Below are 25,687 nucleotides of genomic sequence, written 5' to 3' on the forward strand. Positions count from 1 at the left end.
AAATTACCGAAGATACACCGATATCACATACCCAATTAGGGGAAGCGACTCAAAACGATTCCCCAACAAATTGCTTGACGACCATAGAGCGTTGGAACCACCTGATCCCATCCCGAACTCAGCAGTGAAACGACGCATCGCCGATGGTAGTGTGGAGCTTCTCCATGTGAGAGTAGGTCATCGTCAAGCACCTATACAGAAACCCCGATCAGCACACGCTGGTCGGGGTTTCGGCTTTTCCGATCCGCCAACGCTCAGCGACCGGCTGCCACGCTCGGATACAATGAACGTGCTGCGTTCAGAGTGATGTCCCATGTCCGACCCTGCCTCGCAACCCGCCAGCACACTGCCGAGCCTGCCGCTAGAAGAGCTGGTGGCATGCCACGAGTGCGATTTGCTGATGCACAAGCCGCAGCTGCTGCTCGAGCAGAAGGCCTCCTGTCCGCGCTGCGGTTTCGAGCTATTCGCCCATCGCGCGCAAGTGCAGCGCCGCAGCCTGGCGCTGGTGCTGACGGCTCTGGTGCTGTTCTTGCCGGCCAACTTTCTGCCGATCATGCACCTCACCCTGCTCGGCCAGACTACCCAGGACACGCTCTGGAGCGCGGTAGTGAGCCTCTATCACGGCGGCATGGAGGCCGTGGCGCTGATTGTCTTCCTGTGCAGCATGGTCATTCCGCTGCTCAAGCTGCTCTGCCAACTGCTGGTGCTGCTCAGCATCCGCTGGAGGTTGGCGCTGGCCTGGGGCCGCCGGTTGTATCGCTCGTACCACCACCTGCGCGAGTGGGGCATGCTCGAGGTCTACCTGATAGGCATTCTGGTTTCCATCGTCAAGCTGATCGATATGGCCGACCTTACCCTGGGCTCGGGGCTGTTCTGCTTCGTCGGTCTGCTGCTGGCCCAGATATGGCTGGAGGTGAGCATGTCGCCCCACCAGATCTGGGAGGCGTTGGAGGAAGGCGGCCATGCGCGCGATTGATGCCGGCATTCTGGTGTGCAGTGAGTGCCACCAACTGAATCGTATTGCCCCCGTTGAGCGCCAGAGCTGTCGCCGCTGCGGCGCACGGCTGCACCCCCGTCGCCCGAACAGCATCGTACGAACCTGGGCGCTGCTGTGCGCGGCGGCCATCCTTTATATCCCGGCCAACCTGCTGCCGATCATGACGGTCAATCTGTTCGGGCAAGGCAGCCCGGCGACCATCATGGGCGGTGTGATCGAGCTGATCCATGCGGGCATGCTACCCATCGCCCTGGTGGTCTTCGTCGCCAGCATCCTGGTGCCGACGCTCAAGCTGTCAGGCATCGCCCTGCTGCTATTTTCCGTGCAACGCCATCAGCGGCTATCGGCGCGCCAGCGCATCGTCATGTTCCGCTTCATCGAGTGGATCGGTCGCTGGTCGATGCTGGATATCTTCGTCATTGCCATACTCGTGGCGCTGGTCAGCTTCGGCAATCTGGCCAGCGTCGAGGCCGGAAGTGGCGCCATGGCCTTTGCTGCCGTGGTGGTGCTGACCATGCTGGCCGCGCTGAACTTCGACCCCCGGCTGATCTGGGACAACACCGACGCGGACCCTGCCCATGACTGAACTCGAACAGCCCAGTATCCGCAAGACCAGCAGTTGGTCCGCCATCTGGGTGTTGCCGCTGCTGGCTCTGCTGATCGGTCTCTGGCTGCTCTGGCGCGCCTTCAGCGAGGCTGGCCTGGATGTCCAGGTGCACTTTGCCGATGGCGACGGGATCCAGGTCAACAAGACCCAGGTTATGTACAAGGGGATCGCCGTGGGCAAGGTGGTCGGCCTGCATGTCAGCGCGGACATCCAGGGGGTGGATGCCACCATCGAAATCAATCGCGAGGCCCAGGACTACCTGAGCAAGAACACCCGTTTCTGGTTGGTCAGGCCGCGTGTCTCGCTGGCCGGTGTCACGGGACTGGAAACCCTGGTTTCAGGCATCTACATCGCCATCGAGCCGGCCAAGGGCAAGCTGGTCCGCGAGTTCCAGGCGCTGGCCGAGCCGCCGCCGCTGGCGGATAGCCTTCCGGGTCTGCACGTCACGCTCAAGGCCGATCGCCTTGGCTCCATCGATCGGGGCAGCCCGGTGTTCTACCGCCAGATCAGGGTCGGGCAGGTGAAGAACTATCGGCTTGCCGAGGACCAGCGCACCATCGAGATCCAGATCTACGTCGAGCAGCCGTATGCGCATCTGGTGCGCAAGCACACGCGCTTCTGGAATGCCAGCGGCATCAGTTTCAGCGGCGGTCTGTCCGGCTTCAAGTTGCGTGCCGAGTCACTGGTCAGTATCGCCACCGGCGGTATCGCCTTTGCCACCCCGGAGCATCGACAGGACAGCCCGCCAACCGATCCGGCATTCCCGTTCCGCCTCTACGAGGACTTCGAGGCGGCGGAGACCGGCTTCCGCGTCCAGCTGCAACTCGACAACGTCAGCGGCCTGCAGCCCGGGCGCACGCCGGTGGTGTTCAATGGCGTGCAGGTGGGGGTGCTGAGGAAGCTCGACATGGGGCAGGACTTCTCCAGGCCCTTGGCCGAGCTGACCATGGACCCGCGCACCGAGGAGCTGCTGCTGAGCAGCAGCGAGTTCTGGGTGGTCAAGCCGTCCATCTCGCTGGCCGGCATCACCGGCCTCGAGGCGCTGGTGCAGGGCAACTTCCTCGCCGTGCGTTTCGGCAAGGAGGGCGTCCCTGCGCGGGAGTTCAGCGTCCGGGCCAAGGCGCCGCCACTGAATGTCGACGCCCCCGGTTTGCACCTGCGTTTGGCCGCCGAGCGCCTGGGGTCGCTGGATGTCGGCACGCCGATCCTGTATCGACAGATTCGCGTGGGCAGCGTGCAGAGCTACCAGCTGTCGGCAGACCGCCGCGAGGTGATGCTCGATGTGCACATCGAGCCGGATTACGCCGGCTTGGTCAACGCCTCGACGCGCTTCTGGAATGCCAGCGGCATCAGCCTGAAAGGCGGCCTGTCGGGCATCGAGGTGAAGAGCGAGTCGCTGCAGACCCTGGTGCTGGGCGGCATCGCCTTCGATACCCCCGACCTCCAGGCGGCACCGGTGGCGCGCTTTCGTCGCTTTGCGCTGTTCGCCGACGAGAAGCAGGCGCTTGCCGTCGGGCGGCTGATCGAGCTGCGTACTGCACGCAGCGACGGCCTGCGCGAGGGCACGCCGTTGCGCTTTCGCGGTCTGGATGTCGGCCAGGTGGAGCAGATACGCCTCAGCGACGACATGGCGGCGGTGCTGCTCCGGGTTCGGGTCACCGAAGCCGAGGAGCGCATCGCTCGCGCCGGCAGCCGCTTCTGGGTGGTGCGTCCGGAGTTGGGCCTGGCACGCACCGCCAATCTCGATACGCTGGTCAGCGGTCCCTATCTGGAAGTGCAGCCGGCGGCGCGCACGGGCGCGCCGCAGCGCATCTTCGAGCTGCTGGCCCAGGCGCCGCAGGCGCTTGCCGAGGAGCCTGGTCTGGCCCTGGTGCTGAGTGCCGCCCGCCGCGGCTCGGTTGTCACGGGCGATGCGGTGAGCTATCGAGGGGTGCCGGTGGGCAAGGTGACCAGTCTGGAGCTGGGGCCGCGGGCCGACCGTGTGCTGATCCATATCCGCATCGAGCCACGGTATGCCGCGCTGGTACGCGGCGGCAGCCGGTTCTGGAATGCCAGCGGGGTGGACGTCGATTTCGGTCTGCTCAAGGGCGTGGAGGTGCGCACCGAGTCGGTGGAGGCGATCCTCGCCGGTGGCATCGCCTTTGCCACCCCGGAGGAGGGCAGCCCGGCGCATCCCGGGCAGACCTTCGCCCTGTTCGACGAGCCCCAGGAAGAGTGGCTGCGCTGGGCGCCGAAGATTCCGCTCAAGCCCTGAGTGCCTGCGCCGGCGCGGATTGCTCCGCGCCGATCCCCGGACGACTCAGGCCGGCTCGCCGACTTCCGTCGGCGCCGCGGTTGCCACGTCCTCGCGCGGCTGGATGAGCTTCCAGTCCGCCTCGTCGATATAGATGCCGCCCGGGCCGCTGCCGCCTTCCAGGTCGATGGCCACCTGCGCGGCGACCTGCGGCTTCACCGAGGCGAGGATCGGCACGAAGCCGAGCTGGCGGCTGGTCTCGATCAGCGCCAGCTGGTTGTGCTCGTCGATGTCTGCCGCCTCGTCGAGGTAGTAGGGCAGGCGCACGCGACCGGCCTGCTCGCGGTCCATCAGGTGCAGCAGCAGGTACATGTTGGTCAGCGCCTTGATGGTCATGGTGGTGCCGTTGGAAGCCGCGCCGTCGATGTCGGTGTGGATCACCGGCTGCCCGCCGACCTTGGTGATCTCAAAGGCCAGCTCGAACAGATCCTTGAGCCCCAGCTGGTTGTGGTTGGCCGCCACCAGGCGCGCCAGGTACTCGCGCGCCTGGTCGTTGCGGACATCCTGCTCGGTCGACTGCGACAGGTCGAACACCGACAGGGTCTCGCCGGCCTCGTACTGGCCGGCACTGTGGATGATCTGGTCGATATGCCGAAGCGCTTCCTTATGCGGCGCGAGGACGATGCGGAAGCTCTCCAGGTTGGAGACCTGGCGCTTGTTGATCTCGCGGTTGAACAGCGCCAGCTGGTGCTCGAGGTTGTCGTAGTCGCTGCGGATATTGCGCAGGGTGCGGGCGATATCGGTAACTGCGGCGCGGCGTGCCTTGGCCAGGGTCAGCGCCTCGTCCTGGCGATGGGCGTAGGCGTTGACTAGCAGCTGCAGGCGGCGCTCGGCGTCCTCCTCGCTGTCGAACTTGGCCACGCCCTTGAGGCGCACCTGGGCGTACAGCGCCTCGATCTGCCCGTCGACGCGCAGCAGGCCCTGCCAGCTGTCCTGGTAGTCGTTGAGCAGCGGCAGCAGGTTGTCCAGCGAGTCGTCGACCGCCTCCATGAACGGCGTGCCGGGTGGCAGGTCGGCCGGCAGCAGCTGGCGGCGGCGCAGGGCGTCGGCGAGGGTGCGCTCCCTGGCCTCCAGCTCGCCGAGCTGGCGGCTGACCAGTTGCAGACGCGCGGCCAGTTGCTGGACGCGCTCGGCGAAGGCATCGCTGGAGCGTTGCAGCTGCTCCTGGCGGGCCTCCAGCTGGGCCAGCTGCTCGCGCTTGTCGTCGGCGGCGGAGGCCAGCGTCTGGCAGCGACGGTAGTCTTCCAGGGCCTTCTGCGCGTCCAGCACCTGCTGGTACAGCGCCTCGGCCTGCGCCTTGCTGGCGCCCAGATCGCGGGCCACTTCCTGCTGGGACTTCAGCTGCTTCAGCTCGCGCTCGAGACGATCCTTCTGCTCGCGCAGGGCGCTGCGGTCGGCGAGCACCTTGAGTGTCGGCGGCTCGATCGACGACAGGTCGATGGCCAGCCCGGGGGCGGTGAAGCTCTCGCCGCTGAAGCCGGCCAGCAGGCCCTGCAGGGTTTTCACCCAGCTGCCGGCCTTGTCGAGGGTGATGCCCTGCGTGCCGAGTGGCAGGCTGAGCAGTGCGCCGTTGAACAGGCGCATCAGGCGCTCGACGTCGGCTTGCGAGAACTCCTCGCGCAGCCGGGCGTAGCTGTTGTTGTCGGCGTGGTCGAGTTGCTGCCTGACCGACTTGAGGCGCTGCTCGAGGTCGCGCAGGCGCTCGGACAGATCCTCGCTGGAGAACTGCCGCGACTGTGCCAACGCGCCGGCCAGTTCGTCGTGGGCGTCCTTGGCGGCGAGCAGCTGCTGCTCCAGCCCCCGCACGTCGTCGACCAGGGCGAAGCGGTTCTGCAAGGTGGCCAGTTCCTCGAGCCAGCGCTGCAGCTCGCCGCATTCGCGCTGCAGGCGCAGCAGCTCCTGGGTGTCGCCGCGCTGCTCGTTCTGCAGGCCATCCTGCTGACCGCGCAGCGCCTCGTGCTGCTCCAGCAGTTCGGCGCGGCGGGCATCGGCGTAGTCGTGCCAGGCGCCGAGCAGTTGGTCGAGCAGCGGCGACAGCCGATGCAGCTTGCCGCGAAGCGCATCGCGCTGGGCCAGGCCGCCAGCCAGCGCCTCGATCTGCGGGCCGGCGGCGACCAGCGCCTGATGGTCCTGGGCCATGCGCCGCACGTCGCGAAACGCCTCTTCCGTCGCGGCGATGTAGTCGACGCTACCCGAACGCAGGCTGTGCTCGAAGGCGTCGAGGAACAGCTGCTTGAGCTTGGCCGCGGTGATCTCGCGCATGTGCAGCAGGTTGATGAACAGCGCGCGGAAGGTCTTCAGGCTCTGCTCGCTGGTCGAGCGCAGCGGAATCAGGGTCAGGTCCAGCGGGATGGCGGTGTGACCGCCGACCAGCAGGCGGCGCAGCTCCTCGGGTTTGACCTCATGGGCCTTGATCCCGGCGCGTTCGAGGTTGGCGAACAGCTGGCGCTGGCGCAGGCAGGTGCCGTCGGTCTGGTAGTGGGCCAGATCCAGCGAGCCCTGGTAGGCGAAGAACTGGTGGCCGAAGCCGCCGCCCGGCCCGCGCCCGGCCACGCCGATCACGTGCGGACCGTGGGGCAGGTCCAGCTCGATGAGGATGTAGCTGGTGTCCGAGGCGAAGTAGAAGCGCCGCGACTGCTCCGTGGTGTACTTGCCGAAGCTCATGTCCGACAGGCGCGCGAGGATCGGGAACTGCAGGGCGTTGATCGAGGCGCTCTTGCCCAGGTTGTTGGCGCCGTAGATCGACAGCGGCTGTTCCAGCGGGAACAGGCCGAGGCTGTAGCCGGCGGTGTTGAGCAGGGCGAAGCGGCGGATGCCGTAGCGTTCGGTCATGCGTCGAGCTCCTCGCGTTCGGCAGCGATGGCACGGGCCAGGGCGGCCTCGTCGTCGGCTTCGTCGGTCATGCTTTCGTCGCTGTCGTCCGCCACCAGCAGTGGCGTCGGCAGCGGCAGGTCGCTGTGCAGGCTGGCGGCCAGGTCGCGGTCCTGCTGCACGGCCAGGCAGACGTCGAGGAAGCGGTGCATCGGCGCCAGGAAGCGGTAGCTGCCCTGCTCGTCGGCGGCGAAGCCGAGCTGCACCAGGCGGCGCAGGATCTTCTCCTCCAGCTCCTCCGGGCTCTGTACCTCGGCCTGCAGCAGCAGTTCGCGGTATTTCTCCAGCAGCGGCGGCAGCTCGTCGCGGCCGAGGCTACCGCCGTCCAGCACGCCCAGCGGGTCGCGGCCCAGGTCGGCGAGATGCTCGACCAGCATGAAGGTGAACAGCGCCAGGCGCTGGGCGGTCTTGTTGACCTGGGCGCCTGACTGTTCGGGGACGAAGTAGAAGAAGCCGCGGCTGTCGCATACCAGCTCGAAGCCCAGGGCGCGAAACAGCGCTCGATAGGCGTCCTGCTGGTCGCTGAGCTGGCGATAGGCTTCGGCGTCGCGGTGGCTGAGGTGATAGCCCTTGAACAGCTCGCGGAAGATCGGCGCCAGCTGGGTCAGTTCGGAAAGGTCGATGTTCATGCGCAGGCTCGTCGTGCTGGCAAGCGGAGTGCTCCTCGCCCCGCGGGGGAGGGGATGGCGGTACGGAGGGTGTCGTGGCTCACGGGCTGGCTTCCAGCGCGCAGGAGTTCATCACGATGCGGTGCTCGCGGGTCAGGTATTCGCGGCGCTCGAGGCGCTGGCGGTGGAAGCGGGTGTCGCGGGACAGCCGCGAGAACCAGTAGAGCAGCTCGTCACTGGCGCCTTCCGGTTCCTGCTCCAGCAGCCAACCCATCAGGTCCGGCAGCGGCAGGGCGGCTGCGCAGCGCGCGAGCATTTCCTTGGCGGTGCGCGGCGCCTGGCGCTGTTCCTGCGGGCGGCGGGCGGCCTTGGGGAATTCGGCCGGCTTGGGCTCGAAGCGCGCGAGTGCGTAGACGTAGGCCTCGACCTGGCTGGCCGAGCCGAGGAAGGTGCTCTGCGGCCGGCTGAACAGCGCCACGGCCGCCTGTGGCACGGCATCCAGACCCTTGCGGCGGATCGCCGCCAGCGCCAGGGCGGCGCCGCGGGTCACCGCGTTGTGCCGACGCGCTTCCTCGCGCAGCGGCAGCAGCAGCTCGCGGGCGCGGCGCAGGGTCAGCTGGGCGGTAGTCTGCATCTCGAGGATGCGTGCGTGGGTGCGCAACAGCAGGTCGTCGTCGACCAACTGGCCGAGGCGCTGCTGGTCGGTCAGCAGGCGCAGCAGCACCTGCTCGACGCGGTGCACGCCCTGCTCGAAGGCGCCGTCGGCGCTGACCAGCTGGATCATCGGCTCGACATACTCGTCCCACGTCGCCAGCACCTCGGCGTAGCGCTGGCGCAGGGGAATCTGCCGATCCGAGGTCTTGGCCCGCTCGGCCACGGCGACCAGGGCCTGCTCGTCGTTGGCCAGCTTCTTCAGCACGTCGCGCACGCGCATGTCCAGCAGGCGCAGCTGGCGCGCCAGGTCGTGGCCGTCGCGAGCGAGGAAGGCATCCTGGATGTAGCCGGCCAGGCGCTCCAGATGGCGCAGGTAGGCCTCGATCTCCAGGCACAGGCCGAGGCGGTGCTCGCGGCGCAGGTAGGCAAGAAAGTCGTGGATCTGCGCGTTCAGCTCGAAGCGGTTGGGGCTCTTGGCCACCGGCACCAGGATGTCCAGGCGGATCCATTGGTCGAGCAGGGCGGTGACGGCAGTCGGACTTTCGTCGCTCAGCCGGTCGGCCAGCTGGCCGCGCAGTTCGGCCAGGCTCAGGGTGCCGGCGTCGAAGCGCTCGCACAGCGGTTCGAGCAGGTTCCAGTGTTCGGCGAGCGAGCGCAGCACGCGGCGGGGATCGATCATCGGTAGACCTGATGGGCGAAAAAGCGCCGATTGTACTGCAAGGCCTGCCGGGCGAGGTGGCAGGCAGTCGGCGGCGCTTTCCCGGGATCGGGATTCGCGCCACAATCGGCAGATAAATCGGCGTGCAACGACACGCCTGCACCTGCGCCGGGATCACCAGGAGATCGACATGAGCAACGACCGCGTCATCATATTCGACACCACGCTGCGCGACGGCGAGCAGAGCCCCGGCGCGTCCATGACCAAGGAAGAGAAGCTGCGCATCGCCAAGGCGCTGGAGCGCATGCGTGTCGACGTGATCGAGGCCGGCTTCGCCATCGCCAGCCCGGGTGACTTCGAGGCGGTCAAGGCGATTGCCGAGACCATCAAGGACAGCACCGTGTGCAGCCTGTCGCGGGCGCTGGACGGCGACATCGAGCGCGCCGCCGAGGCGCTGAAGAACGCCAACAGTGGGCGCATCCACACCTTCATCGCCACCAGCCCGATCCACATGCAGTACAAGCTGCGCATGCAGCCGGACCAGGTGATCGAGCAGGCGGTACGCGCGGTGAAGAAGGCGCGCAGCCTGTGCGCCGATGTGGAGTTCTCCTGCGAGGACGCCGGCCGTTCGGAAATCGACTTCCTCTGCCGCATCATCGAGGCCGCCATCGACGCCGGCGCGCGCACCATCAACATTCCCGACACCGTTGGCTACGCCATCCCGCACCAGTACGCCGAGACCATGCGCCAGCTGCTCGAGCGCATCCCCAACGCCGACAAGGCAGTGTTCTCGGTGCACTGCCACAACGACCTCGGCCTGGCGGTGGCCAACTCGCTGGCTGCGGTGGTCGCCGGTGCGCGCCAGGTGGAGTGCACCATCAACGGTCTGGGCGAGCGCGCCGGCAACGCCGCGCTGGAAGAGATCGTCATGGCGATCAAGACTCGCCAGGACCTGCTCGGCGTCTATACCAACATCGAGACCGAGCACATCCTCAGCACCTCGCGACTGGTCTCCGGCATCACCGGCTTCCCGGTGCAGCCGAACAAGGCCATCGTCGGCGCCAACGCCTTCGCCCACGAGTCGGGCATCCACCAGGACGGCGTGCTCAAGCACCGCGAGACCTACGAGATCATGCGCGCCCAGGACGTCGGCTGGAACGCCAACAAGATGGTCATGGGCAAGCACTCCGGGCGCAACGCCTTCCGCGCGCGCCTTGAGGAGCTGGGCATCGTCCTGGCCGGCGAGGCCGAGGTGAACGCCGCCTTCGCCCGCTTCAAGGAGCTGGCCGACAAGAAGCACGAGATCTTCGACGAGGACCTGCAGGCGCTGGTTTCCGACAGCCTCGGCGAGGAAGCTCCGGAGCACTTCAAACTGGCCTTCCTCGAGGTGGCCAGCAAGACCGGCGAGGTGCCGCATGCGCAGCTGGTGCTCAGCGTCGATGGCGTCGAGCACTCGTCGTTGGCCAGCGGTGCCGGCCCGGTGGATGCCACCTTCAAGGCCATCGAGGCGATCGCCCAGTCGCAGGCCAACCTGCAGCTGTACTCGGTCAACGCCATCACCCAGGGTACCGACTCGCAGGGCGAGGTCACCGTGCGCCTAGAGAAGGGTGGGCGCATCGTCAACGGCAATGGCGCCGACACCGACATCCTTGCCGCCTCGGCCAAGGCCTACCTCAACGCGCTGAACCTGATGCAGGCCGGCGTGCACAAGACCCACCCGCAGGCGGACGGCGTTTGATCGACGAGCAGCAGCGCCGGGCCTACCTCGGCGCCATGCAGGTAACCACCTGGCTGCCGCGCACGGCGTTGCCGTTCGCCGCGCCGTCGCGGCCCGAGCTGCTGGCGTTGCCGGAAGCGGCCGTCGAAGCGCCGCGCCGGCCACGCCCGCCGTCGGCAGGGGCAGCGCCGTTGCCGGCAGCGAGCGGGGCGGAGGCGGTTGAGCCGCCTGCGGAGGCGCCTGTGGTGGAAAAACCGGCCGCGCCGCGCAGGATTGCCGTGCTGCCGGTCAAGCCGGCGCCGGCCAAGGCGGCCACTCCGGCCGTCGCCGCCGCGCCGCTCGCCGAGGTGCGCCGCGAACCGCCGCCGCGCTTCGTCCTGCAGCTGCTGCGTGCCGGCAACTGCCTGCTGCTGGTCGAACTGCCGACCGGCGAAGTCTTCGCCAGTCGCGACCCGGCCTATCGGCTGCTCAAGGACCTGCTGCATGCCGCGGGGCTGCCGGACAGTCCGCGCGCTCAGGGCGAGCCGATCCGCTGGCCGCTGATCCGCGGCAACCGCGAATTCGACCAGGGCCCGGCGGCGGCGCGCGACTACGTGCGCGCCGTGTTGCAGGGCCAGCTGGAGCAGGAACCGGCGGCCTGCGTCTGGCTGATAGGCACGCCGGCCGCACGCTTCGCCGGCGAGGAGGACGCGGTGGCGGCCTGTCGGGAAATCGATCTGGCCGGGCTGGGCTGCGCCTGGACCCTGCCGGGACTGGAACAATTGATGGAAGCTCCGGCCCTCAAGGCCGAGCTGTGGCACAGCATGCGTCGCGCAATGCGTCGCTGGACGAGTGAACGATGAGCGATGCAGTAAGCTTCCGGCGCATGAGCGCCGACGACCTGGATGCGGTACTCAAGATCGAATACGCCGCCTTCAGTCATCCCTGGACCCGCGGCACCTTCAGCGATGCGCTGAACTCCTACGAATGCTGGGTGATGTTCGAGGGCAGCCAGCAGGTCGGCCACGGGGTGATCAACCTGATTCTCGACGAGGCCCACCTGCTCAACATCACGGTCAAGCCGGAAAGCCAGGGTCGCGGCCTGGGCCTGCGCCTGCTCACCCACCTGATGCAGCGTGCCCGCGAGCGCGGCGGCAACGACTGCTTCCTCGAAGTGCGCGCCTCCAACCAGTCGGCCTATCGCCTGTACGAACGTTTCGGCTTCAACGAGATCGGCCGCCGCCGCGACTACTATCCGGCGGTGGGCGGGCGCGAGGATGCGCTGGTGATGGCCTGCCCCCTGTTCGACTGAGCCGCTGGTCTTCGCTTGTGTACGACGCCGGCCCGCGGCAAGCGCGTCGGCGTTTCACCTTTTGCCTTTCGCTTTCTGGAATACCTGCCGATGACGCTGCAAACCGCCGAAGTGATCGTGGTCGGTGCCGGCCTGTCCGGGCTGACGGCTGCCTGGCGGCTGGGCTGGGCCGGCAAGGACGTGCGTGTGCTGGAGGCGGCACCGCGCATCGGCGGGCGGATCCTGACGCGCCCGTTCGCTGCCGGCCAGACGGTCGAGCTGGGCGCGGGCGGTATCGGTGAACGGCAGGTGCGTCTGCGCCAACTGGTGAGCGAGCTGGGACTGGCATTGGAGTCGCCGCCCGCCGAGCCGGCGATAGGTCTGCAGCAGCTGTACGGGCCGGCGCTGGCCGGGTTGCCCTGGCTGGCGCGTCTGCAGCTGCGCCGACTCTGGCGCCAGCTGGAGCAGCAGGCGGCCCTGCTGTCTCCGGAACCTGCGCCGGAGCATGCCCAGGCGCAGGCGCTCGATCGGCACAGCCTGGCCGACTGGCTGGGGGCGCGCTGGCTGGGGCGGGACGCCCGGCAGTTGGGCGGCGAGATGGCCGAGCTGCTGTTCGCGGGGGCGCCGCAGGCGGTGTCCCTGTTGCAGGCGCTGTTGCAGCTGCGCCGCCAGGGGGGCGCAGCGGGGCTGGCCGAGCTGCGTCTCGGTCGAGGCCAGCAGCGTCCGGCGGCCGGAATGCAGGCGATCTGCCAGGGGCTGACCGAGCGCCTGGGTGAGGGGCTGATCCTCGATACCCCGGTACTGGCCTTGGAGCAGGATGCCCGTGGCGTCGAGCTGCTCACCGCGCAGGGCCGCTATCGCGCCGGGCGGGTGGTGCTGGCGCTGCCGGCGCTGCTGCTGGTGCGCATGGGGTTCACTCCGGCGTTGGCGGGCTGGCAGGATCACGGCCTGCGCCACCTGCTGCCGCAGAGCTCCGTGGATGCCCAGTTGCGCTACGAGCGGCCGTTCTGGCGTGAGCGCCTGCCGCAGATCGCTCTGCCGCTGTGCAGCGCCGGCGGTTGTCTGCTCCTCGAGCAGCCGCCGCTGCAAGCCGGCGAGGGCGCGTTGGGTGTCCGCTTCACGGGCGCGGCGGCGCGGCGCTTCGACGCTGTGCAGGAGCCGGCGCGGCGGGCGCTGCTGCTGGACATCCTCGGCGGGCTGCTGGGCGAGCCGGCGCGTACGCCGCTGGAGTGCCTGCTGCAGTGCTGGGCCGATGAGCCGTTTCTGCGCAGCGCCGCCGTGCAGTGGCCGGCCGGCGGCTGGAGCCTGCAGGCAGCGTCGCTGCGCCGGCCGCTGGGGCGGGTGCATTTCGCCGGCGCCGACCTGGCCCGTCGCTGGCCGGGCAGCCTCGAGGGCGCGGTGGAGGCCGGCGAGCAGGCCGCGGAGGAAGTGCTCGCACTGGGCTGATCCGGGCGCGGCCGGGCGTTGTAGCGGCGCCGGCCGCCGATGAGCATGCCGTCCGCCCCGCCCGCGGCAGAGGAGGGCCGCGCCGGTGCCGGGATTTTGGCCGCGGCTTGCCAAGGCGGCCCGGCAGTTCGTAAGGTGCCGGGCTGTTCCCAAGGAGTTGTCCATGCCCGTCGCCTGTCTACCGCTGCGCCTGCCCGAGTGCCGGCGTTCCTTCCCGGGCCTGATCCGCGCACGCGGGGAGTGCCGCCGATGAACCTGCGTCACCTGTGGGCCGCCGCCGGACTGGTGCTGTCCTGCCTGTGCTGGGCCGGCAATGCCCTGGTGGCGCGCGCGGTGTACGAGAGCATCCCGCCGATGTCGCTGGCGTTCTGGCGCTGGTCGCTGGCACTGGCGATCCTCCTGCCGTTCGTCGCCCGCCCCTTGTGGCAGCAGCGCGCCGCCGTGCGCAGTGCCGGCTGGCGGCTATGGGTGGTGTCCGGGCTGGGCATCGCCTGCTACAACTCGCTGCTCTATCACGCCGCGCACAGCACCTCGGCGATCAACATCACCCTGCTCAACACCTGCCTGCCGCTGGCCACCTTCCTCGGTGCCGGCCTGCTGCTCGGCGACTGGCCGGCACGGCGCGCCTGGTTCGGCATGACCCTGGCCGCCGGCGGCCTACTGCTGCTGATCGGCCGCGGCGATCCGGCGACGTTCCTGGCCCTCGACTTCTATCGCGGCGACCTAATCATGCTGCTGGCGGTGCTGGCCTGGGCGCTGTATTCGCTGCTGATGCGCCTCTGGGCGCCACGCCTGGCGTTGCCGCCGCTGGCCCTGCTGGGCGTGATGATCCTGTTAGGCCTGCTGCTGATGCTGCCGTTCTACCTGTTCGAACTGCTCCGTGTCGGCGGCTTCACGCCGAGTCCGCGCAGCCTCGGGGCCATCGGCTATACGGCGGTGTTTGCCTCGCTGCTCGCCTATCTGAGCTGGAACCACGGCCTCAAGGTGCTCGGCGCGGCGCGCGCCTCGCTGTTCAGCTACCTGATGCCGGTGTTCGCGGCGCTGCTCGGCTGGTTGCTGCTGGGCGAGCGGCTGGCCTTCTATCACTGGCTGGGCGGGGCGCTGATCTTCGCCGGCCTGCTGCTGGCTACCCGACCAGCAGCGGCGAAGGCGGTGGCCTGAAACTAGCGCAGCGGCGAGTAGTTGTTCTGCGCGTGGCAGGCGGCCGGGTTGCGGCCACTCTTGCAGAGTCGGGCGAACGCCGGCTTGGCGCCCTTGCGGCACTCACGGTAGCGCAGGGAGCCGGTCTTCTCGTTCATGCACACGCTGGCGTAGTCGATGCGCCCGTCGCGCTCGCGCCACTGGAAGGTGCCGCGCTCGACGGTCTGGCGGCTTTGCCACGACCATTTGGCCGAACGGGTAACCGACTTGGCGGTGGGCCTGCGTGTGCTGCGTGTTGCCGTCGTGACTGGAGGCGGGGGCAGACGATTGACGATTTCGCGGGGCCGGTAGTTGTTGTCGTCGAACGCCGTCTGGCGCGGTGGCGATTCGACCGGTTCGGCCGCGCTGGCGCCGAGCAGCCAGCCGATGAGGACGAGAAACACCAGTCGGGGTGCGTTACCCCAGGTGCGCTGCGGGACGACGGTGCGGGCTGCGGCCATGGTGCCTCCTGGCATGGGCGAGTACCCCGGATCCTTCCGGGCCCCTGCAGCCTATCCTGCACAATTTTCCGGCACAACGAAAAAGGGCCTGCATTGCTGCAGGCCCTTTCCGGAATTTGGTGGCTACGCAGGGACTTGAACCCCGGACCCCAGCATTATGAATGCCGTGCTCTAACCAACTGAGCTACGTAGCCAACGGCGCGCATTATTCTCTCCGGCGGGTCGCCTGTCAACCCCTGTGTCACAGAAAATTCCAGTCCGATCAAGTGCTTGCCATGGCTTGGGCGGTGGCGCCGACAAGCCTGGCAGCCGTCATCCCTGACCTCCGGAGCGGGCGTCCTCAGCCCGGCATCGGCGCGGGATTTTTCACCGTGGCCAGCTCGGGGTGGGCGACCAGCTTGTCGATATGCAGCTCGGGGTTGTCCAGCCAGGTCTCGGTCAGCACCCGGTAGTGCTCCATGTCGCGGCAGCGCATGCGCAGGCTGTAGTCGAAGGTGCCACTGATCAGGCGGCATTCGAGCACCTGCGGGCAGGCGCGCATGCTGGACTCGAAGGCCTTCTGCGCCGAGCGCCCGCTCTGGTTGGACAGCGCCACCAGCACCAGCAGGGACAGGCCGGGGGAGACCTGCTGCAGGTCGACGATGGCGCCGTAGCCGAGGATCACCCCCAGGCGCTCCAGCTTGCGCACCCGCTCCAGGCAGGGCCGCGGCGTCAGGTGCACCAGCTCGGAGAGCTTCTGGTAGGTGATCCGGCCGTTGTGGCGCAGCACCTCGATGATCGCCTGGTCGATGCGGTCGAGGGGCAGGTTGTGGTCTTGGCTGGCGTCGGGCATGGCTTCACTTCAAGCGGTTGGAGAGGAACTGCTGCAGGCGCTCGCTGCGCGGCTGGTCGAGGATCTCGGCACCGCCCTGCTCCTCGACGCGGCCCTGGTGGAGAAACAGCACCTGGCTGGACACCTGGCGGGCGAAGCCCATCTCGTGGGTGACCATGATCATGGTACGACCTTCCTCGGCCAGCGTCTGGATCACCTTGAGCACCTCGCCGACCAGTTCCGGGTCGAGCGCCGAGGTCGGCTCGTCGAACAGGATGATCTCCGGCTCCATGGCCAGGGCGCGGGCGATGGCGACGCGCTGCTGCTGGCCGCCGGAGAGGAAGGCCGGATACTGCGTGGCGACCCGCTCCGGCAGGCCGACCTTGTCGAGGTAGGCGTGGGCGCGCTCCTCGGCCTCGCGCGCCGACACCCCGAGCACCTGGCGCGGCGCCAGGGTGATGTTGTCCAGCACGCTCAGGTGGCTCCACAGGTTGAAGTTCTGGAACACCATCGCCAGGCGCGTGCGCAGGCCCTGCAGCTGGGCCTTGTCGGCCGAGCGCACGCCGGCGCGGCTGTGCTGGATGCGGATGGTCTGGCCGTCGAGGGTGATGCTTCCCTGGTCCGGCTGCTCGAGGAAGTTGATGCAGCGCAGCATGGTGCTCTTGCCCGAGCCGCTGGTGCCGATCAGGCTGATCACGTCGCCGCTGCGGGCGTCGAGCGACACGCCCTTGAGCACTTCGTTGTCGCCGTAGCGCTTGTGCAGGTCGGCGACCCGCAGCTTGAACAGCTCGCTGGCGGCGACGCCGCGGGCCTGCGCCGCGGGGCGCGTGGACAGGATGCCGGCCGGTGCGGCGGGCAGGGCATAGGCGGTCTGGTTCATCACGTGTTACCCCCGGGTTGGGCCAAGAAAGGTCATCCAGCGACGTTCGGCGAGGCGGAACAGGCCGACCAGCAGGAAGGACAGCAGCATGTAGAGCAGGGCGGCGATGCCGAAGGCCTCGAAGGTCATGAAGGTGGCGGCATTGGCATCGCGGGCGACCTTGAGGATATCCGGCACGGTGGCGGTGAACGCCAGCGAGGTGGCGTGCAGCATGAGGATCACCTCGTTGCCGTAGTAGGGCAGCCCCCGGCGCAGGGCCGACGGCAGGATCAGCCGTGCGTACAGGCGCCAGCCGCACAGGCCGTAGGCGCGCGCCGCTTCGATCTCGCCGTGGGGAATGTTGCGGATCGCGCCGGCGAAGATCTCCACCGTGTAGGCGCCGGTGTTCAGCGCGAAGGCCAGCAGGGTGCAGTTGATCGCCTCGCGGAAGAAGCCGTCGAGCAGCGGTTGCGCACGCACCACCTCCAGGCTGTAGAGGCCCGTGTAGCAGATCAGCAGCTGGATATACAGCGGCGTGCCGCGGAACAGGTAGGTGTAGAACTGCACCGGCCAACGCAGCAGGCGGTTCGGCGAGACGCGCGCCACGGCCAGCGGCAGGGCGAGGATGAAGCCCAGGGCGATGGAGGCGACCAGCAGCCAGAGGGTCATGGCCAGACCGGACAGGTTGTAGCCGTCGTGCCAGAGGAAGGCCTGGCCGTACTCGTTGAGCAGCTCGATCATGGCGCAAGCTCCTTGATCCCGGTGTTGTAGCGGCGCTCCAGCTGGCGCAGCAGCAGGTTGCTCAGGCTGGTGATCAGCAGGTAGACCAGGCCGGCGATGATCAGGAAGTGGAACGGCTCGCCGCTGCTCTTGCCGGCGTTCTGCACCGCCTTGACCAGGTCGGCGAGGCCGATGATCGACACCAGCGCGGTGGCCTTGAGCAGCACCAGCCAGTTGTTGCCGAGGCCGGGCAGGGCGAAGCGCATCATCTGCGGGAACAGCACCAGGCGAAAGCGCTTGAGCGCGCCGAGGCCGTAGGCGGTGGCCGCCTCCAGCTGGCCGCGCGGCACGCTGAGGATGGCGCCGCGGAAGGTCTCGGTGAAATAGGCGCCGTAGATGAAGCCGAGGGTGGCCACGCCGGCGCTGAACGGGTCGATCTCGAGATAGTCCCAGCCGAGGGCGTCGGTCAGCTCGTTGAGCCAGGTCTGCAGGCTGTAGAAGATCAGCAGGATCAGCACCAGGTCAGGCACGCCGCGGATCAGCGTGGTGTAGCCCATGGCCAGCAGGCGTAGCGGGCGCCGCGGCGAGAGCTTGGCGCTGGCGCCGAGCAGGCCGAGCGCCACGCTGAGCAGCAGCGACAGCAGGGCCAGCTTCAGGGTCATCCAGATGCCTTGCAGCAGCAGCGGGCCGAAGCCGTGCAGCTCGACGCCGGGCAGGCCGAGGGAATGCAGGAGGTCATTCACGATGGAATACCTGTTCGGAAGCGAGGGCGGAGCCCGGCCGCCGTTGCCGACGGGCCGGGCGGGGAGCGGTCACTCGTTGTAGATGTCCTGCGGACCGAAGTACTTGCGCTCGATGGCCTGGTAGGTGCCGTCGGCGTGCAGGGCGGCGATACCCTGGTTGAGCAGCGCCTTCAGCTCGGCGTCGTTCTTGCGCAGGCCGATGGCGATCACCGAGGGCAGGCCCGGGTCGAGGATCGCCGGGCCGCTGTGGAAGCCCTGGCCCTTGTTCTGGGAAAGGAAGTTCAGCTCGGCTTCCAGCTTGTCGGTGACGATGGCGTCGAGGCGGCCGTTGGCCAGATCGGCGTAGTTCTGGTCCATCGACTGGTAGGCCTTGATGCGCGCGCCGGCCGGAGCCAGCTTGGCGCGGGCGTAGACTTCCTGGATGGAGCCCTGCAGTACGCCGACCTGCTTGTCCTTGAGCGATTCGGGAGTGGCGCCGAAGCCGGCGTCCTTGCGGGTGATGACCGAGGTGGGGCTGAGGAACAGTTTCTCGGAGAAGTCGATCTGCTTTTCGCGGGCCGGGGTGACAGCCATCGACGACATGATGCCGTCGAACTTGCGCGCGCGCAGGGCCGGGATCAGGCCGTCGAAGTCATTGGTCACCCAGGTGCACTTGACCTCCAGCTTGGCGCAGAGGGCGTTGCCCAGTTCGATGTCGAAACCCTTCAGGCTGCCGTCGGCGGCCACCGATTCGAAGGGTGGGTAGTCGGGGAACACCCCGAAGCGGATTTCCTTCCACTCCTTGGCCTGGGCCAGACCGGCGGACAGGGGCACAAGAAGCACGGCGAGCAGGGTGCGAAGTTTGGTCATGGAGCTGTCCCACAGGTTGTCTTGTTTTTGTTGTGCGGCGGCTCTGGCCGGGCGGGGAGGGCCGCCGGGCCGGGTGCGGCCGGGGAGTGAGAATGACCTGTGGCGTGGCTCGATTGGTGTCGTAAAGGGTCGTCGGCCGGGCAATAAATCGTTGTTAAAAAGCCGAAAACAGCAGAATCGGCTGTGCTCCATGTTTTTTATGTCTCTGCGTCGCCGCGGGTGTCGCAAATCCGTACGAGGGGCCGCTCACTTGTAGGCGGCCAGCAGCAGATTGCTTTCCGAGTTGGCGACGCCCTTGATCGCCCGCAGCTCGCGCAGCACCCGGTCGAACTCGCCGAGGGTGGCGGTGTGGATTTCCACCACCAGGTCCCAGCGGCCATTGGTGGTGTGCACCCGCACGGCTTCGGGGATCTGGCGCAGCGCAGCGATCACCGCATCGCTGGCGCCACCGCGCAGCTCGATCATGGTGATGGCGCGGATTCCGCTGTTGTCCAGCTCGTTGCGCAGCTTGATGGTGAAGCCGACCAGCAGGCCGGAGCGTTGCAGGCGGTCGATGCGGTTTTGCACGGTGCCGCGCGACACCTTGAGGCGTTCGGCGAGGGCGGCGGTGGAGGCGCGGCCGTCCTCGCGCAGCAGGGCGAGCAGGCGGCGGTCGAGGTCGTCGGGGAGATCATGCATGGGGCGTCACCGGGTGGTTGCGGGCTATTTTGATCAAAACGTCAGGTTACCCTGTCATTCTGCTTGATGATTAAGCAGAAAATGTAATTTATCTATCTATCTGCTAGGCGAGGGCTTTCTTACACTTTTCCCACCATTTCGCTCAACCGGAGTCGCCATCGTGTCAGTCATTCATGCCCTGTCCGCCCTGCCCAGGATCGTCAGCCTGGTCGGGGCGCCTACCGATGTCGGCGCCGGCGCCCGCGGTGCCTCGATGGGGCCGGAGGCGCTGCGCGTCGCCGGCCTGGAGAGCGCGCTGCGCGAGCGCGGCTTCCAGGTGCTTGATCGCGGCAACCTGAATGGTCCGGCCAATCCCTGGCAGCCGCCGCAGCAGGGCTACCGCCACCTGGCGGAAGTGATCGCCTGGAACCAGGCGGTGCACGACGCCATCTACGCCGAACTGCGCGAGGAGCGCCTGCCGATCCTGCTCGGTGGCGACCACTGCCTGGGCGTCGGCTCGATCAGCGCGGTGGCCCGCCACTGCCGCGACACCGGCAAGAAGCTGCGCATCATCTGGCTGGATGCCCACGCCGACTTCAACACCTCCGAGCTCACCCCCTCGGGGAATATCCACGGCATGCCGGTGGCCTGCCTGTGTGGTGCCGGCCCGCGCGAGCTGGTCGAGATGGCCGGCCAGGTCCCGGCGATCCAGGCCGACGCGATCCGCCAGATCGGCATCCGCAGCGTCGACGAGGGCGAGCGCGTGCGCGTGCACGAGGCGGGCCTCGAGGTGATGGACATGCGCTACCTCGACGAGGTGGGCATGCGTGTGGCCATGCAGCAGGCGCTGGCCGGGCTGGACGACAACACCCACCTGCACGTCAGCTTCGACGTCGACTTCCTCGACCCGGAGATCGCCCCCGGCGTCGGCACCACGGTGCCCGGCGGACCGAGCTACCGCGAGGCGCAGCTGTGCATGGAGATGATCGCCGACACCGGCCTGCTGCGTTCGCTGGACATCGTCGAGCTGAACCCGGCGCTGGACGTGCGCAACCGCACCGCCAAGGTGGCGGTGGAGCTGACCGAGAGCCTGTTCGGCAAGTCGACGCTGATGCGCGCTGCCGGCTGAGGCTGGCGAGTCCGCTGCACGACAACGACCGGGGCCGCCACAGGGGGCCCCGGTCGTTTGCATTCTGCTGCTGGTCGAACATGGCTCCAGTCGGCTTCCCGCCGTCTCGCCGGTAGCTGGAGTAGCGCGTGCGGCTGCGGGATGCAGCTTTTCCCCGGTACTGCCGGGCCAGTCCTTTATCCACAGCCGCACCCTTGTCTTCGCTGATTGTTGGCCCGAATGGCGAAGCTGCTACGGCTGGCAGGAGGTGCGTGGCTTCAGGTTTGTAGGGCGACGGCTTGCCGGCAGCTCGTGGCAAGAAACAGCAAAACGCCCCGTGCCATGGCGGCGCGGGGCGTTCGGTTTGGACGCGGGAGGAATCAGGCGCGCTTGAGCAGCGGCTGTTCGGCGCCTTCGGCGAGCAGGGCGAACAGGTTCTTCGGGTCGCGCGGGCTGGGCACAAGCTCGATCAGGCTGCCGATGTCCAGGCGCTCGGCGACGTCGCGCACGTAGCGCATGGCCGAGTAGTCCTCGAGGGCGAAGCCCACCGAGTCGAACAGGGTGACTTCCGCGTCGCTGCGGCGGCCGGCCGCGGCGCCGCTGAGCACTTGCCACAGCTCGGTGGTCGGCGAGCCGGCCGGCAGCTGCTGGATCTCGCCCTCGATGCGGCTCTGCGGCTCGTACTCGACGAACACGTTGGCCGCCTCGACGATGTCGCGGTGCAGCTCGGTCTTGCCCGGGCAGTCGCCGCCGACGCCGTTGAGGTGCATGCCCGGCTCGATCATCTCCGGGGTGAGGATGGTGGCGTTGGTCTTGTCGGCGGTCACCGTGGTGACGATGTCGGCGCCGCGCACCGCCTCCATGGTGGAGTTGGCGATGATCACCTTGATGCCCGGGAAGCCGGCCAGGTTGCGCGCCAGCTTGCGGGTGGCTTGCGGGTCGACGTCGAACAGGCGGATCTCGTCGATGCCGAGGATGCTGTGGAAGGCGATGGCCTGGAACTCGCTCTGCGAGCCGTTGCCGATCAGCGCCATGCTGCGCGAGCCCTTGCGCGCCAGCACGCTGGCGGCCAGCACCGAGGTGGCGGCGGTGCGCAGGGCGGTGGTCAGGGTCAGTTCGCTGAGCAGCACCGGCTTGCCGGTGGCGACGTCGCCGAGGGCGCCGAAGGCCATCACGGTGAGCAGGCCGGCGCGGGTGTTCTTCGGGTGGCCGTTGACGTACTTGAACGAGTACAGCGAGGCATCGGATACCGGCATCAGCTCGATCACGCCGTCGGCCGAGTGGTTGGCCAGGCGTGCGCATTTCTCGAACTCCGCCCAGCGCAGGTAGTCCTGGCGCAGGTATTCGGTCATCTCGGCCAGGCAGGTGGTCAGGCCCTGGCGGGCCACCAGGTGGCTCAGGTCGTTGACGTCGATATAGCGGGTCATCTTGTTGTTCCTCTTGGCTATCGGCTCGGGCGGCCACTGGCGATGAGCGTGGCGCCCTGTCTTGGCGCGTTGGCCAGGCGGCATGTGCGCGTCTGGCGATGCCGCTATTGTGGGCTCGCGCCGGCGACAATCCCGGCTGATCCGCGGCTGCCGCCCAGCCTGGAAAGCTGAAAGGGGAGGCTTGGCAGCCGATTCTGCTGTGGCCGGGGCGAGGACAACCGAGGAGGGGCAAGAGGGGAGTGGGGGCGGGCTGGCCGCCCCGGAAAGCACAAGCCCCGCACTGGGCGGGGCTTGTCGGGAGGAGCGGTAAGGCTTAGACGTTGAAGCGGAAGTGCATCACGTCGCCGTCCTTGACGATGTACTCCTTGCCTTCCAGGCGCCACTTGCCGGCTTCCTTGGCGCCGGCTTCGCCCTTGTACTGGATGAAGTCGTCATAGGCGATGACTTCGGCGCGGATGAAGCCTTTCTCGAAGTCGGTGTGGATCACCGCGGCGGCCTGCGGCGCGGTGGCGCCGACCTTGACGGTCCAGGCGCGCACTTCCTTCACCCCGGCGGTGAAGTAGGTCTGCAGGTTGAGCAGCTGGTAGCCGGCGCGGATCACCCGGTTGAGACCCGGTTCTTCCAGGCCGAGCGACTCGAGGAACATGTCCTTCTCCTCGCCGTCTTCCAGCTCGGCGATTTCCGCCTCGATCTTGTTGCACACCGGCACCACCAGGGCGCCTTCTTCCTCGGCGATGGCCTTGACCACGTCGAGGAGCGGGTTGTTGTCGAAGCCGTCTTCGGCGACGTTGGCGATGTACATCACCGGCTTGCTGGTGAGCAGGTGGAAGCCGCGGATCAGCGCCTTCTCGTCGCTGCCCATGTTCTTCATCAGGGTGCGGGCCGGCTTGCCTTCGGTGAAGTGCGGGATCAGTTGTTCGAGGATCGCCTTCTGCGCCAGGGCTTCCTTGTCACCACCCTTGGCGTTGCGGGTGACCTTCTGCAGCTGCTTCTCGCAGCTGTCGAGGTCGGCGAAGATCAGCTCGAGGTCGATGATCTCGATGTCGCGCTTGGGATCGACCGAGTTGGACACGTGGATCACGTTGTCGTCCTCGAAGCAGCGCACCACGTGGGCGATGGCGTCGGTCTCGCGGATGTTGGCGAGGAACTTGTTGCCCAGGCCTTCACCCTTGGAGGCGCCGGCGACCAGGCCGGCGATGTCGACGAACTCCATGGTGGTCGGCAGCACGCGCTCGGGCTTGACGATCTCGGCCAGGGCCTCGAGGCGCGCATCGGGCATCGGCACGATGCCGCTGTTCGGCTCGATGGTGCAGAACGGGAAGTTCTCCGCGGCGATGCCGGATTTGGTCAGGGCGTTGAACAGGGTGGACTTGCCGACGTTGGGCAGGCCGACGATGCCGCAGTTGAATCCCATGGTGTATCCCTCGCGGAGATGAGTTCGATCGTGGAGATGGCTCAGGCTTTCTGGCTGTGCAGTTTGTGCATGGCCTTGGTCCAGTCGCCGGCGAGCATTTCCGGCAGCACGTCGAGGGCGAAGTCGATGCTTGCCTCGAGCTTTTCCTGTTCGCTGCGCGGAGCCCGGCCGAGGACGAAGCCGGAGACGAGGTTCTTGTCGCCTGGGTGGCCGATGCCGAGCCGCAGGCGATGGAAGGAATTCTGGTTGCCGAGCTGGGCGATGATGTCCCGGAGCCCGTTGTGCCCGCCATGGCCGCCGCCCACCTTGAGCTTGGCGGTACCGGGAGGCATGTCGAGTTCGTCGTGGGCCACCAGGATGGCCGCCGGCGGAATGCGGAAGAAATTCGCCAGCGCCGCCACGGACTGGCCGCTGCGGTTCATGTAGGTGGTGGGGATGAGCAGACGAACGTCGCGGCCCTGATGGCTGAACTTGCCGACCAGGCCGAAGTACTTGCGCTCGGCGCTCAGGCTGACGCCCTGATGGCGGGCCAGGCGCTCGACGAAAAGAGCCCCTGCGTTATGCCGGCTCTGTTCGTATTCGGGGCCGGGGTTACCCAGACCGACGATCAGTTGGATGGCAGTCACGACAGGGGCTCTCTTGGTTCAGTCAACGAGTGACTTATTCGCCTTGCACGCGGGAAGCGTGGATGTTGGCGACGGCCAGGTCGTTGCCGTGGGCCAGGGCCACCAGCTCGACGCCGGCCGGAACGGTCAGGTCGGACAGGTGTACGGTCTGGCCGATGGCCACCTTGGCCAGGTCGACTTCGATGAATTCCGGCAGATCCTTCGGCAGGCAGGAAACTTCCACTTCGGACATGGTGTGGGAGATTTCGCCACCCTGCAGCTTCACGGCATCGGCGGTTTCGGCGTTGATGAAGTGCAGCGGTACGCTGGTGGTCAGCTTGTGGTCGGCCACGGCGCGGATGAAGTCGGCGTGCAGGACGAAGCCCTTGGCCGGGTGACGCTGCAGGGCCTTGATCAGCACGGTTTCAACGGTGCCGTCGACGTTCAGGCTCAGCACGTGGCTGTAGGAAGCTTCGTTTTCCAGCAGCTTGGCGAAGTCCTTGGCCACCAGGCTGACGGACAGCGGAGCCTTGTCGCCACCGTAGATCACGGCGGGAACCAGGCTGGCGTTACGACGCAGGCGGCGGCTCGCACCTTTCCCCAGGTCGGAACGCGCTTCGGCATTCAGGGCAAAATTGGTCATGGTATTTCTCCAGGGTGACAACACGCCCGACACGCTTGCGACCAGCGTTCGGGCGGTTGGCTAAGGCTCCGCGCAAAGGCGGAGCGGTTGTATCGGCGCCCGTTCCTTAGCGGAACATGGCGCTGATGGATTCTTCGTTGCTGATGCGACGTACGGCTTCGGCGACGACCGGACCGATGTCCAGCTGACGGATGCGCTCGCAGGCCTGGGCGGCAGCGGACAGCGGAATGGTATTGGTCACCACCAGCTCGTCGAGCACCGAGTTCTCGATGTTCTCGATGGCGCGGCCGGACAGCACCGGGTGGGTGCAGTAGGCGTAGACCTTGGCGGCGCCGTGCTTCTTCAGCGCGGTGGCGGCATGGCACAGGGTGCCGGCGGTATCCACCATGTCGTCGACCAGGATGCAGGTACGGCCTTCCACGTCGCCGATGATGTGCATCACCTCGGACTGGTTGGCTTTCGGCCGGCGCTTGTCGATGATCGCCAGGTCGACACCCAGGCTCTTGGCCACGGCGCGCGCACGCACCACGCCGCCGATGTCCGGGGAGACGATCATCAGGTTCTCGAAGCGCTGATCCTCGATGTCGTCGACCAGCACCGGCGAGCCGTAGATGTTGTCTACCGGCATGTCGAAGAAGCCCTGGATCTGGTCGGCGTGCAGATCGACGGTGAGCACGCGGTCGATGCCGACCACGGTCAGCATGTCGGCCACTACCTTGGCGGTGATGGCCACGCGAGCGGAGCGCGGGCGGCGATCCTGACGGGCATAGCCGAAGTAGGGGATGACCGCGGTGATGCGGCTGGCGGAAGAGCGGCGGAAGGCGTCGGCCATCACCACCAGTTCCATCAGGTTGTCGTTGGTCGGTGCGCAGGTCGGCTGGATCAGGAAGACGTCCTTACCGCGGACGTTCTCGTTGATTTCCACGCTGATTTCGCCGTCGGAGAACTTGCCGACGGAAACGTCACCGAGGGGAATATGCAATTGACGCACGACACGGCGGGCGAGATCGGGGTTGGCGTTCCCCGTGAAGACCATCATCTTGGACACGCGCAGTACCTGCCGGCTGAGGGTGGACCTGGATGAACAAAA

General features: G+C 67.5%; 24 protein-coding genes, 1 tRNA gene and 1 rRNA gene. 10 read left to right on the top strand and 16 right to left on the bottom strand.

Going from position 1 to position 25,687, the window contains the following annotated elements; translation table 11 throughout:
* Positions 1-73: 73 nt before the first annotated feature.
* From rrf to BMZ19_RS00020, 4 genes are all read left to right on the top strand, one after another.
* Positions 74-189 (top strand): 5S ribosomal RNA (gene rrf / locus BMZ19_RS00005).
* Positions 190-313: 124 nt separating this feature from the next.
* Positions 314-976 carry a paraquat-inducible protein A gene (locus BMZ19_RS00010; protein ID WP_090304961.1) on the top strand — a complete coding sequence of 221 codons (663 nt, stop codon included), beginning with the start codon at positions 314-316 and terminating at the stop codon, positions 974-976.
* Positions 963-1,583: a paraquat-inducible protein A gene (locus BMZ19_RS00015; RefSeq protein ID WP_090304965.1), complete on the top strand. Its 621-nt coding sequence runs from the start codon at positions 963-965 to the stop codon at positions 1,581-1,583. The genes BMZ19_RS00010 and BMZ19_RS00015 overlap by 14 nt, the downstream gene beginning before the upstream one ends.
* A complete protein-coding gene (locus BMZ19_RS00020) occupies positions 1,576-3,858 on the top strand; it encodes a PqiB family protein (protein WP_090304968.1) in 2,283 nt (760 codons plus the stop codon). Before BMZ19_RS00015 ends, BMZ19_RS00020 begins: the two co-directional genes overlap by 8 nt.
* Positions 3,859-3,903: 45 nt before the next feature.
* Here BMZ19_RS00020 and mksF read toward each other — a convergent pair whose 3' ends face one another.
* The 3 genes from mksF to mksB form a co-directional block, all read right to left on the bottom strand.
* Complete coding sequence (gene mksF / locus BMZ19_RS00025) at positions 3,904-6,729, bottom strand: Mks condensin complex protein MksF (RefSeq protein WP_090304970.1); 2,826 nt, start codon at positions 6,727-6,729, stop codon at positions 3,904-3,906.
* Positions 6,726-7,397 carry an Mks condensin complex protein MksE gene (gene mksE / locus BMZ19_RS00030; RefSeq protein WP_090304971.1) on the bottom strand — a complete coding sequence of 224 codons (672 nt, stop codon included), beginning with the start codon at positions 7,395-7,397 and terminating at the stop codon, positions 6,726-6,728. The genes mksF and mksE overlap by 4 nt, the downstream gene beginning before the upstream one ends.
* 79 nt (positions 7,398-7,476) lie before the next feature.
* Positions 7,477-8,709 (bottom strand): Mks condensin complex protein MksB, encoded by a 1,233-nt coding sequence (gene mksB, locus BMZ19_RS00035; RefSeq protein ID WP_090304972.1) that lies wholly within the window; start codon positions 8,707-8,709, stop codon positions 7,477-7,479.
* Between the two features lie 169 nt (positions 8,710-8,878).
* Here mksB and BMZ19_RS00040 point away from each other — a divergent pair, with 169 nt between their 5' ends.
* The 5 genes from BMZ19_RS00040 (at position 8,879) to BMZ19_RS00060 (ending at position 14,282) form a co-directional block, all read left to right on the top strand.
* Positions 8,879-10,426: a 2-isopropylmalate synthase gene (locus BMZ19_RS00040; protein ID WP_090304987.1), complete on the top strand. Its 1,548-nt coding sequence runs from the start codon at positions 8,879-8,881 to the stop codon at positions 10,424-10,426.
* Positions 10,423-11,247 (top strand): energy transducer TonB, encoded by an 825-nt coding sequence (locus BMZ19_RS00045; RefSeq protein WP_090304988.1) that lies wholly within the window; start codon positions 10,423-10,425, stop codon positions 11,245-11,247. The genes BMZ19_RS00040 and BMZ19_RS00045 overlap by 4 nt, the downstream gene beginning before the upstream one ends.
* Entirely contained in the window at positions 11,244-11,696 is a 453-nt protein-coding gene (gene rimI, locus BMZ19_RS00050) for a ribosomal protein S18-alanine N-acetyltransferase (RefSeq protein WP_090304989.1), read from the top strand. The genes BMZ19_RS00045 and rimI overlap by 4 nt, the downstream gene beginning before the upstream one ends.
* A gap of 90 nt (positions 11,697-11,786) precedes the next feature.
* Complete coding sequence (locus BMZ19_RS00055; protein ID WP_090304990.1) at positions 11,787-13,121, top strand: flavin monoamine oxidase family protein; 1,335 nt, start codon at positions 11,787-11,789, stop codon at positions 13,119-13,121.
* 249 nt (positions 13,122-13,370) lie between these two features.
* Entirely contained in the window at positions 13,371-14,282 is a 912-nt protein-coding gene (locus BMZ19_RS00060; protein WP_090304991.1) for a DMT family transporter, read from the top strand.
* Positions 14,283-14,284: 2 nt separating this feature from the next.
* Here the strand turns inward: BMZ19_RS00060 and BMZ19_RS00065 are convergent, their stop codons facing one another.
* The 8 genes from BMZ19_RS00065 to BMZ19_RS00100 form a co-directional block, all read right to left on the bottom strand.
* A complete protein-coding gene (locus BMZ19_RS00065; protein WP_090304993.1) occupies positions 14,285-14,761 on the bottom strand; it encodes a hypothetical protein in 477 nt (158 codons plus the stop codon).
* 117 nt (positions 14,762-14,878) lie between these two features.
* Positions 14,879-14,955 (bottom strand) — tRNA-Met (locus BMZ19_RS00070).
* 146 nt (positions 14,956-15,101) lie between these two features.
* Positions 15,102-15,593, bottom strand: a complete 492-nt coding sequence (locus BMZ19_RS00075; RefSeq protein ID WP_090304996.1) for an Lrp/AsnC family transcriptional regulator — start codon at positions 15,591-15,593, stop codon at positions 15,102-15,104.
* A gap of 4 nt (positions 15,594-15,597) precedes the next feature.
* Positions 15,598-16,359 (bottom strand): ABC transporter ATP-binding protein, encoded by a 762-nt coding sequence (locus tag BMZ19_RS00080; RefSeq protein WP_090306296.1) that lies wholly within the window; start codon positions 16,357-16,359, stop codon positions 15,598-15,600.
* A 99-nt stretch (positions 16,360-16,458) separates the two neighbouring features.
* Positions 16,459-17,172 (bottom strand): ABC transporter permease, encoded by a 714-nt coding sequence (locus BMZ19_RS00085; protein WP_090305008.1) that lies wholly within the window; start codon positions 17,170-17,172, stop codon positions 16,459-16,461.
* Complete coding sequence (locus tag BMZ19_RS00090) at positions 17,169-17,894, bottom strand: ABC transporter permease (protein WP_425287150.1); 726 nt, start codon at positions 17,892-17,894, stop codon at positions 17,169-17,171. Before BMZ19_RS00090 ends, BMZ19_RS00085 begins: the two co-directional genes overlap by 4 nt.
* Positions 17,895-17,963: 69 nt before the next feature.
* Positions 17,964-18,743, bottom strand: coding sequence for an ABC transporter substrate-binding protein (locus tag BMZ19_RS00095; protein WP_090305018.1), 780 nt, complete (start codon positions 18,741-18,743; stop codon positions 17,964-17,966).
* A gap of 246 nt (positions 18,744-18,989) precedes the next feature.
* Positions 18,990-19,421 carry an Lrp/AsnC family transcriptional regulator gene (locus BMZ19_RS00100; protein ID WP_090305023.1) on the bottom strand — a complete coding sequence of 144 codons (432 nt, stop codon included), beginning with the start codon at positions 19,419-19,421 and terminating at the stop codon, positions 18,990-18,992.
* Positions 19,422-19,581: 160 nt separating this feature from the next.
* On the opposite strand from BMZ19_RS00100, the gene rocF reads away from it, so the two are divergent.
* Complete coding sequence (rocF, locus tag BMZ19_RS00105; protein ID WP_244517072.1) at positions 19,582-20,529, top strand: arginase; 948 nt, start codon at positions 19,582-19,584, stop codon at positions 20,527-20,529.
* A gap of 359 nt (positions 20,530-20,888) precedes the next feature.
* On the opposite strand, the gene BMZ19_RS00110 is transcribed toward rocF, so the two are convergent.
* The 5 genes from BMZ19_RS00110 to BMZ19_RS00130 form a co-directional block, all read right to left on the bottom strand.
* A complete protein-coding gene (locus BMZ19_RS00110; RefSeq protein ID WP_090305026.1) occupies positions 20,889-21,935 on the bottom strand; it encodes an ornithine cyclodeaminase in 1,047 nt (348 codons plus the stop codon).
* Positions 21,936-22,248: 313 nt separating this feature from the next.
* Entirely contained in the window at positions 22,249-23,349 is a 1,101-nt protein-coding gene (gene ychF / locus BMZ19_RS00115; RefSeq protein ID WP_090305029.1) for a redox-regulated ATPase YchF, read from the bottom strand.
* A 41-nt stretch (positions 23,350-23,390) separates the two neighbouring features.
* Complete coding sequence (gene pth / locus BMZ19_RS00120; RefSeq protein ID WP_090305032.1) at positions 23,391-23,975, bottom strand: aminoacyl-tRNA hydrolase; 585 nt, start codon at positions 23,973-23,975, stop codon at positions 23,391-23,393.
* Between the two features lie 34 nt (positions 23,976-24,009).
* Positions 24,010-24,597 carry a 50S ribosomal protein L25/general stress protein Ctc gene (locus BMZ19_RS00125; RefSeq protein ID WP_090305035.1) on the bottom strand — a complete coding sequence of 196 codons (588 nt, stop codon included), beginning with the start codon at positions 24,595-24,597 and terminating at the stop codon, positions 24,010-24,012.
* Positions 24,598-24,703: 106 nt separating this feature from the next.
* Positions 24,704-25,645 (bottom strand): ribose-phosphate pyrophosphokinase, encoded by a 942-nt coding sequence (locus BMZ19_RS00130; RefSeq protein WP_090305038.1) that lies wholly within the window; start codon positions 25,643-25,645, stop codon positions 24,704-24,706.
* Positions 25,646-25,687: the final 42 nt, after the last annotated feature.

It is taken from the genome of Pseudomonas linyingensis, assembly GCF_900109175.1.
Taxonomy (GTDB): Bacteria; Pseudomonadota; Gammaproteobacteria; order Pseudomonadales; family Pseudomonadaceae; genus Geopseudomonas; species Geopseudomonas linyingensis.

Bases quoted from the DNA above. Each gene is read 5' to 3' on its own strand.
- BMZ19_RS00075 (WP_090304996.1), bottom strand. From the start codon at position 15,593: ATGCCCGACGCCAGCCAAGACCACAACCTGCCCCTCGACCGCATCGAC.
- BMZ19_RS00040 (WP_090304987.1), top strand. From the start codon at position 8,879: ATGAGCAACGACCGCGTCATCATATTCGACACCACGCTGCGCGACGGC.
- BMZ19_RS00085 (WP_090305008.1), bottom strand. From the start codon at position 17,172: ATGATCGAGCTGCTCAACGAGTACGGCCAGGCCTTCCTCTGGCACGAC.
- BMZ19_RS00100 (WP_090305023.1), bottom strand. From the start codon at position 19,421: ATGCATGATCTCCCCGACGACCTCGACCGCCGCCTGCTCGCCCTGCTG.
- BMZ19_RS00125 (WP_090305035.1), bottom strand. From the start codon at position 24,597: ATGACCAATTTTGCCCTGAATGCCGAAGCGCGTTCCGACCTGGGGAAA.
- mksB (WP_090304972.1), bottom strand. From the start codon at position 8,709: ATGATCGATCCCCGCCGCGTGCTGCGCTCGCTCGCCGAACACTGGAAC.
- BMZ19_RS00010 (WP_090304961.1), top strand. From the start codon at position 314: ATGTCCGACCCTGCCTCGCAACCCGCCAGCACACTGCCGAGCCTGCCG.
- BMZ19_RS00095 (WP_090305018.1), bottom strand. From the start codon at position 18,743: ATGACCAAACTTCGCACCCTGCTCGCCGTGCTTCTTGTGCCCCTGTCC.
- mksF (WP_090304970.1), bottom strand. From the start codon at position 6,729: ATGACCGAACGCTACGGCATCCGCCGCTTCGCCCTGCTCAACACCGCC.
- rimI (WP_090304989.1), top strand. From the start codon at position 11,244: ATGAGCGATGCAGTAAGCTTCCGGCGCATGAGCGCCGACGACCTGGAT.
- BMZ19_RS00065 (WP_090304993.1), bottom strand. From the start codon at position 14,761: ATGGCCGCAGCCCGCACCGTCGTCCCGCAGCGCACCTGGGGTAACGCA.
- BMZ19_RS00015 (WP_090304965.1), top strand. From the start codon at position 963: ATGCGCGCGATTGATGCCGGCATTCTGGTGTGCAGTGAGTGCCACCAA.
- BMZ19_RS00020 (WP_090304968.1), top strand. From the start codon at position 1,576: ATGACTGAACTCGAACAGCCCAGTATCCGCAAGACCAGCAGTTGGTCC.
- mksE (WP_090304971.1), bottom strand. From the start codon at position 7,397: ATGAACATCGACCTTTCCGAACTGACCCAGCTGGCGCCGATCTTCCGC.
- ychF (WP_090305029.1), bottom strand. From the start codon at position 23,349: ATGGGATTCAACTGCGGCATCGTCGGCCTGCCCAACGTCGGCAAGTCC.
- BMZ19_RS00060 (WP_090304991.1), top strand. From the start codon at position 13,371: ATGAACCTGCGTCACCTGTGGGCCGCCGCCGGACTGGTGCTGTCCTGC.
- BMZ19_RS00110 (WP_090305026.1), bottom strand. From the start codon at position 21,935: ATGACCCGCTATATCGACGTCAACGACCTGAGCCACCTGGTGGCCCGC.
- BMZ19_RS00055 (WP_090304990.1), top strand. From the start codon at position 11,787: ATGACGCTGCAAACCGCCGAAGTGATCGTGGTCGGTGCCGGCCTGTCC.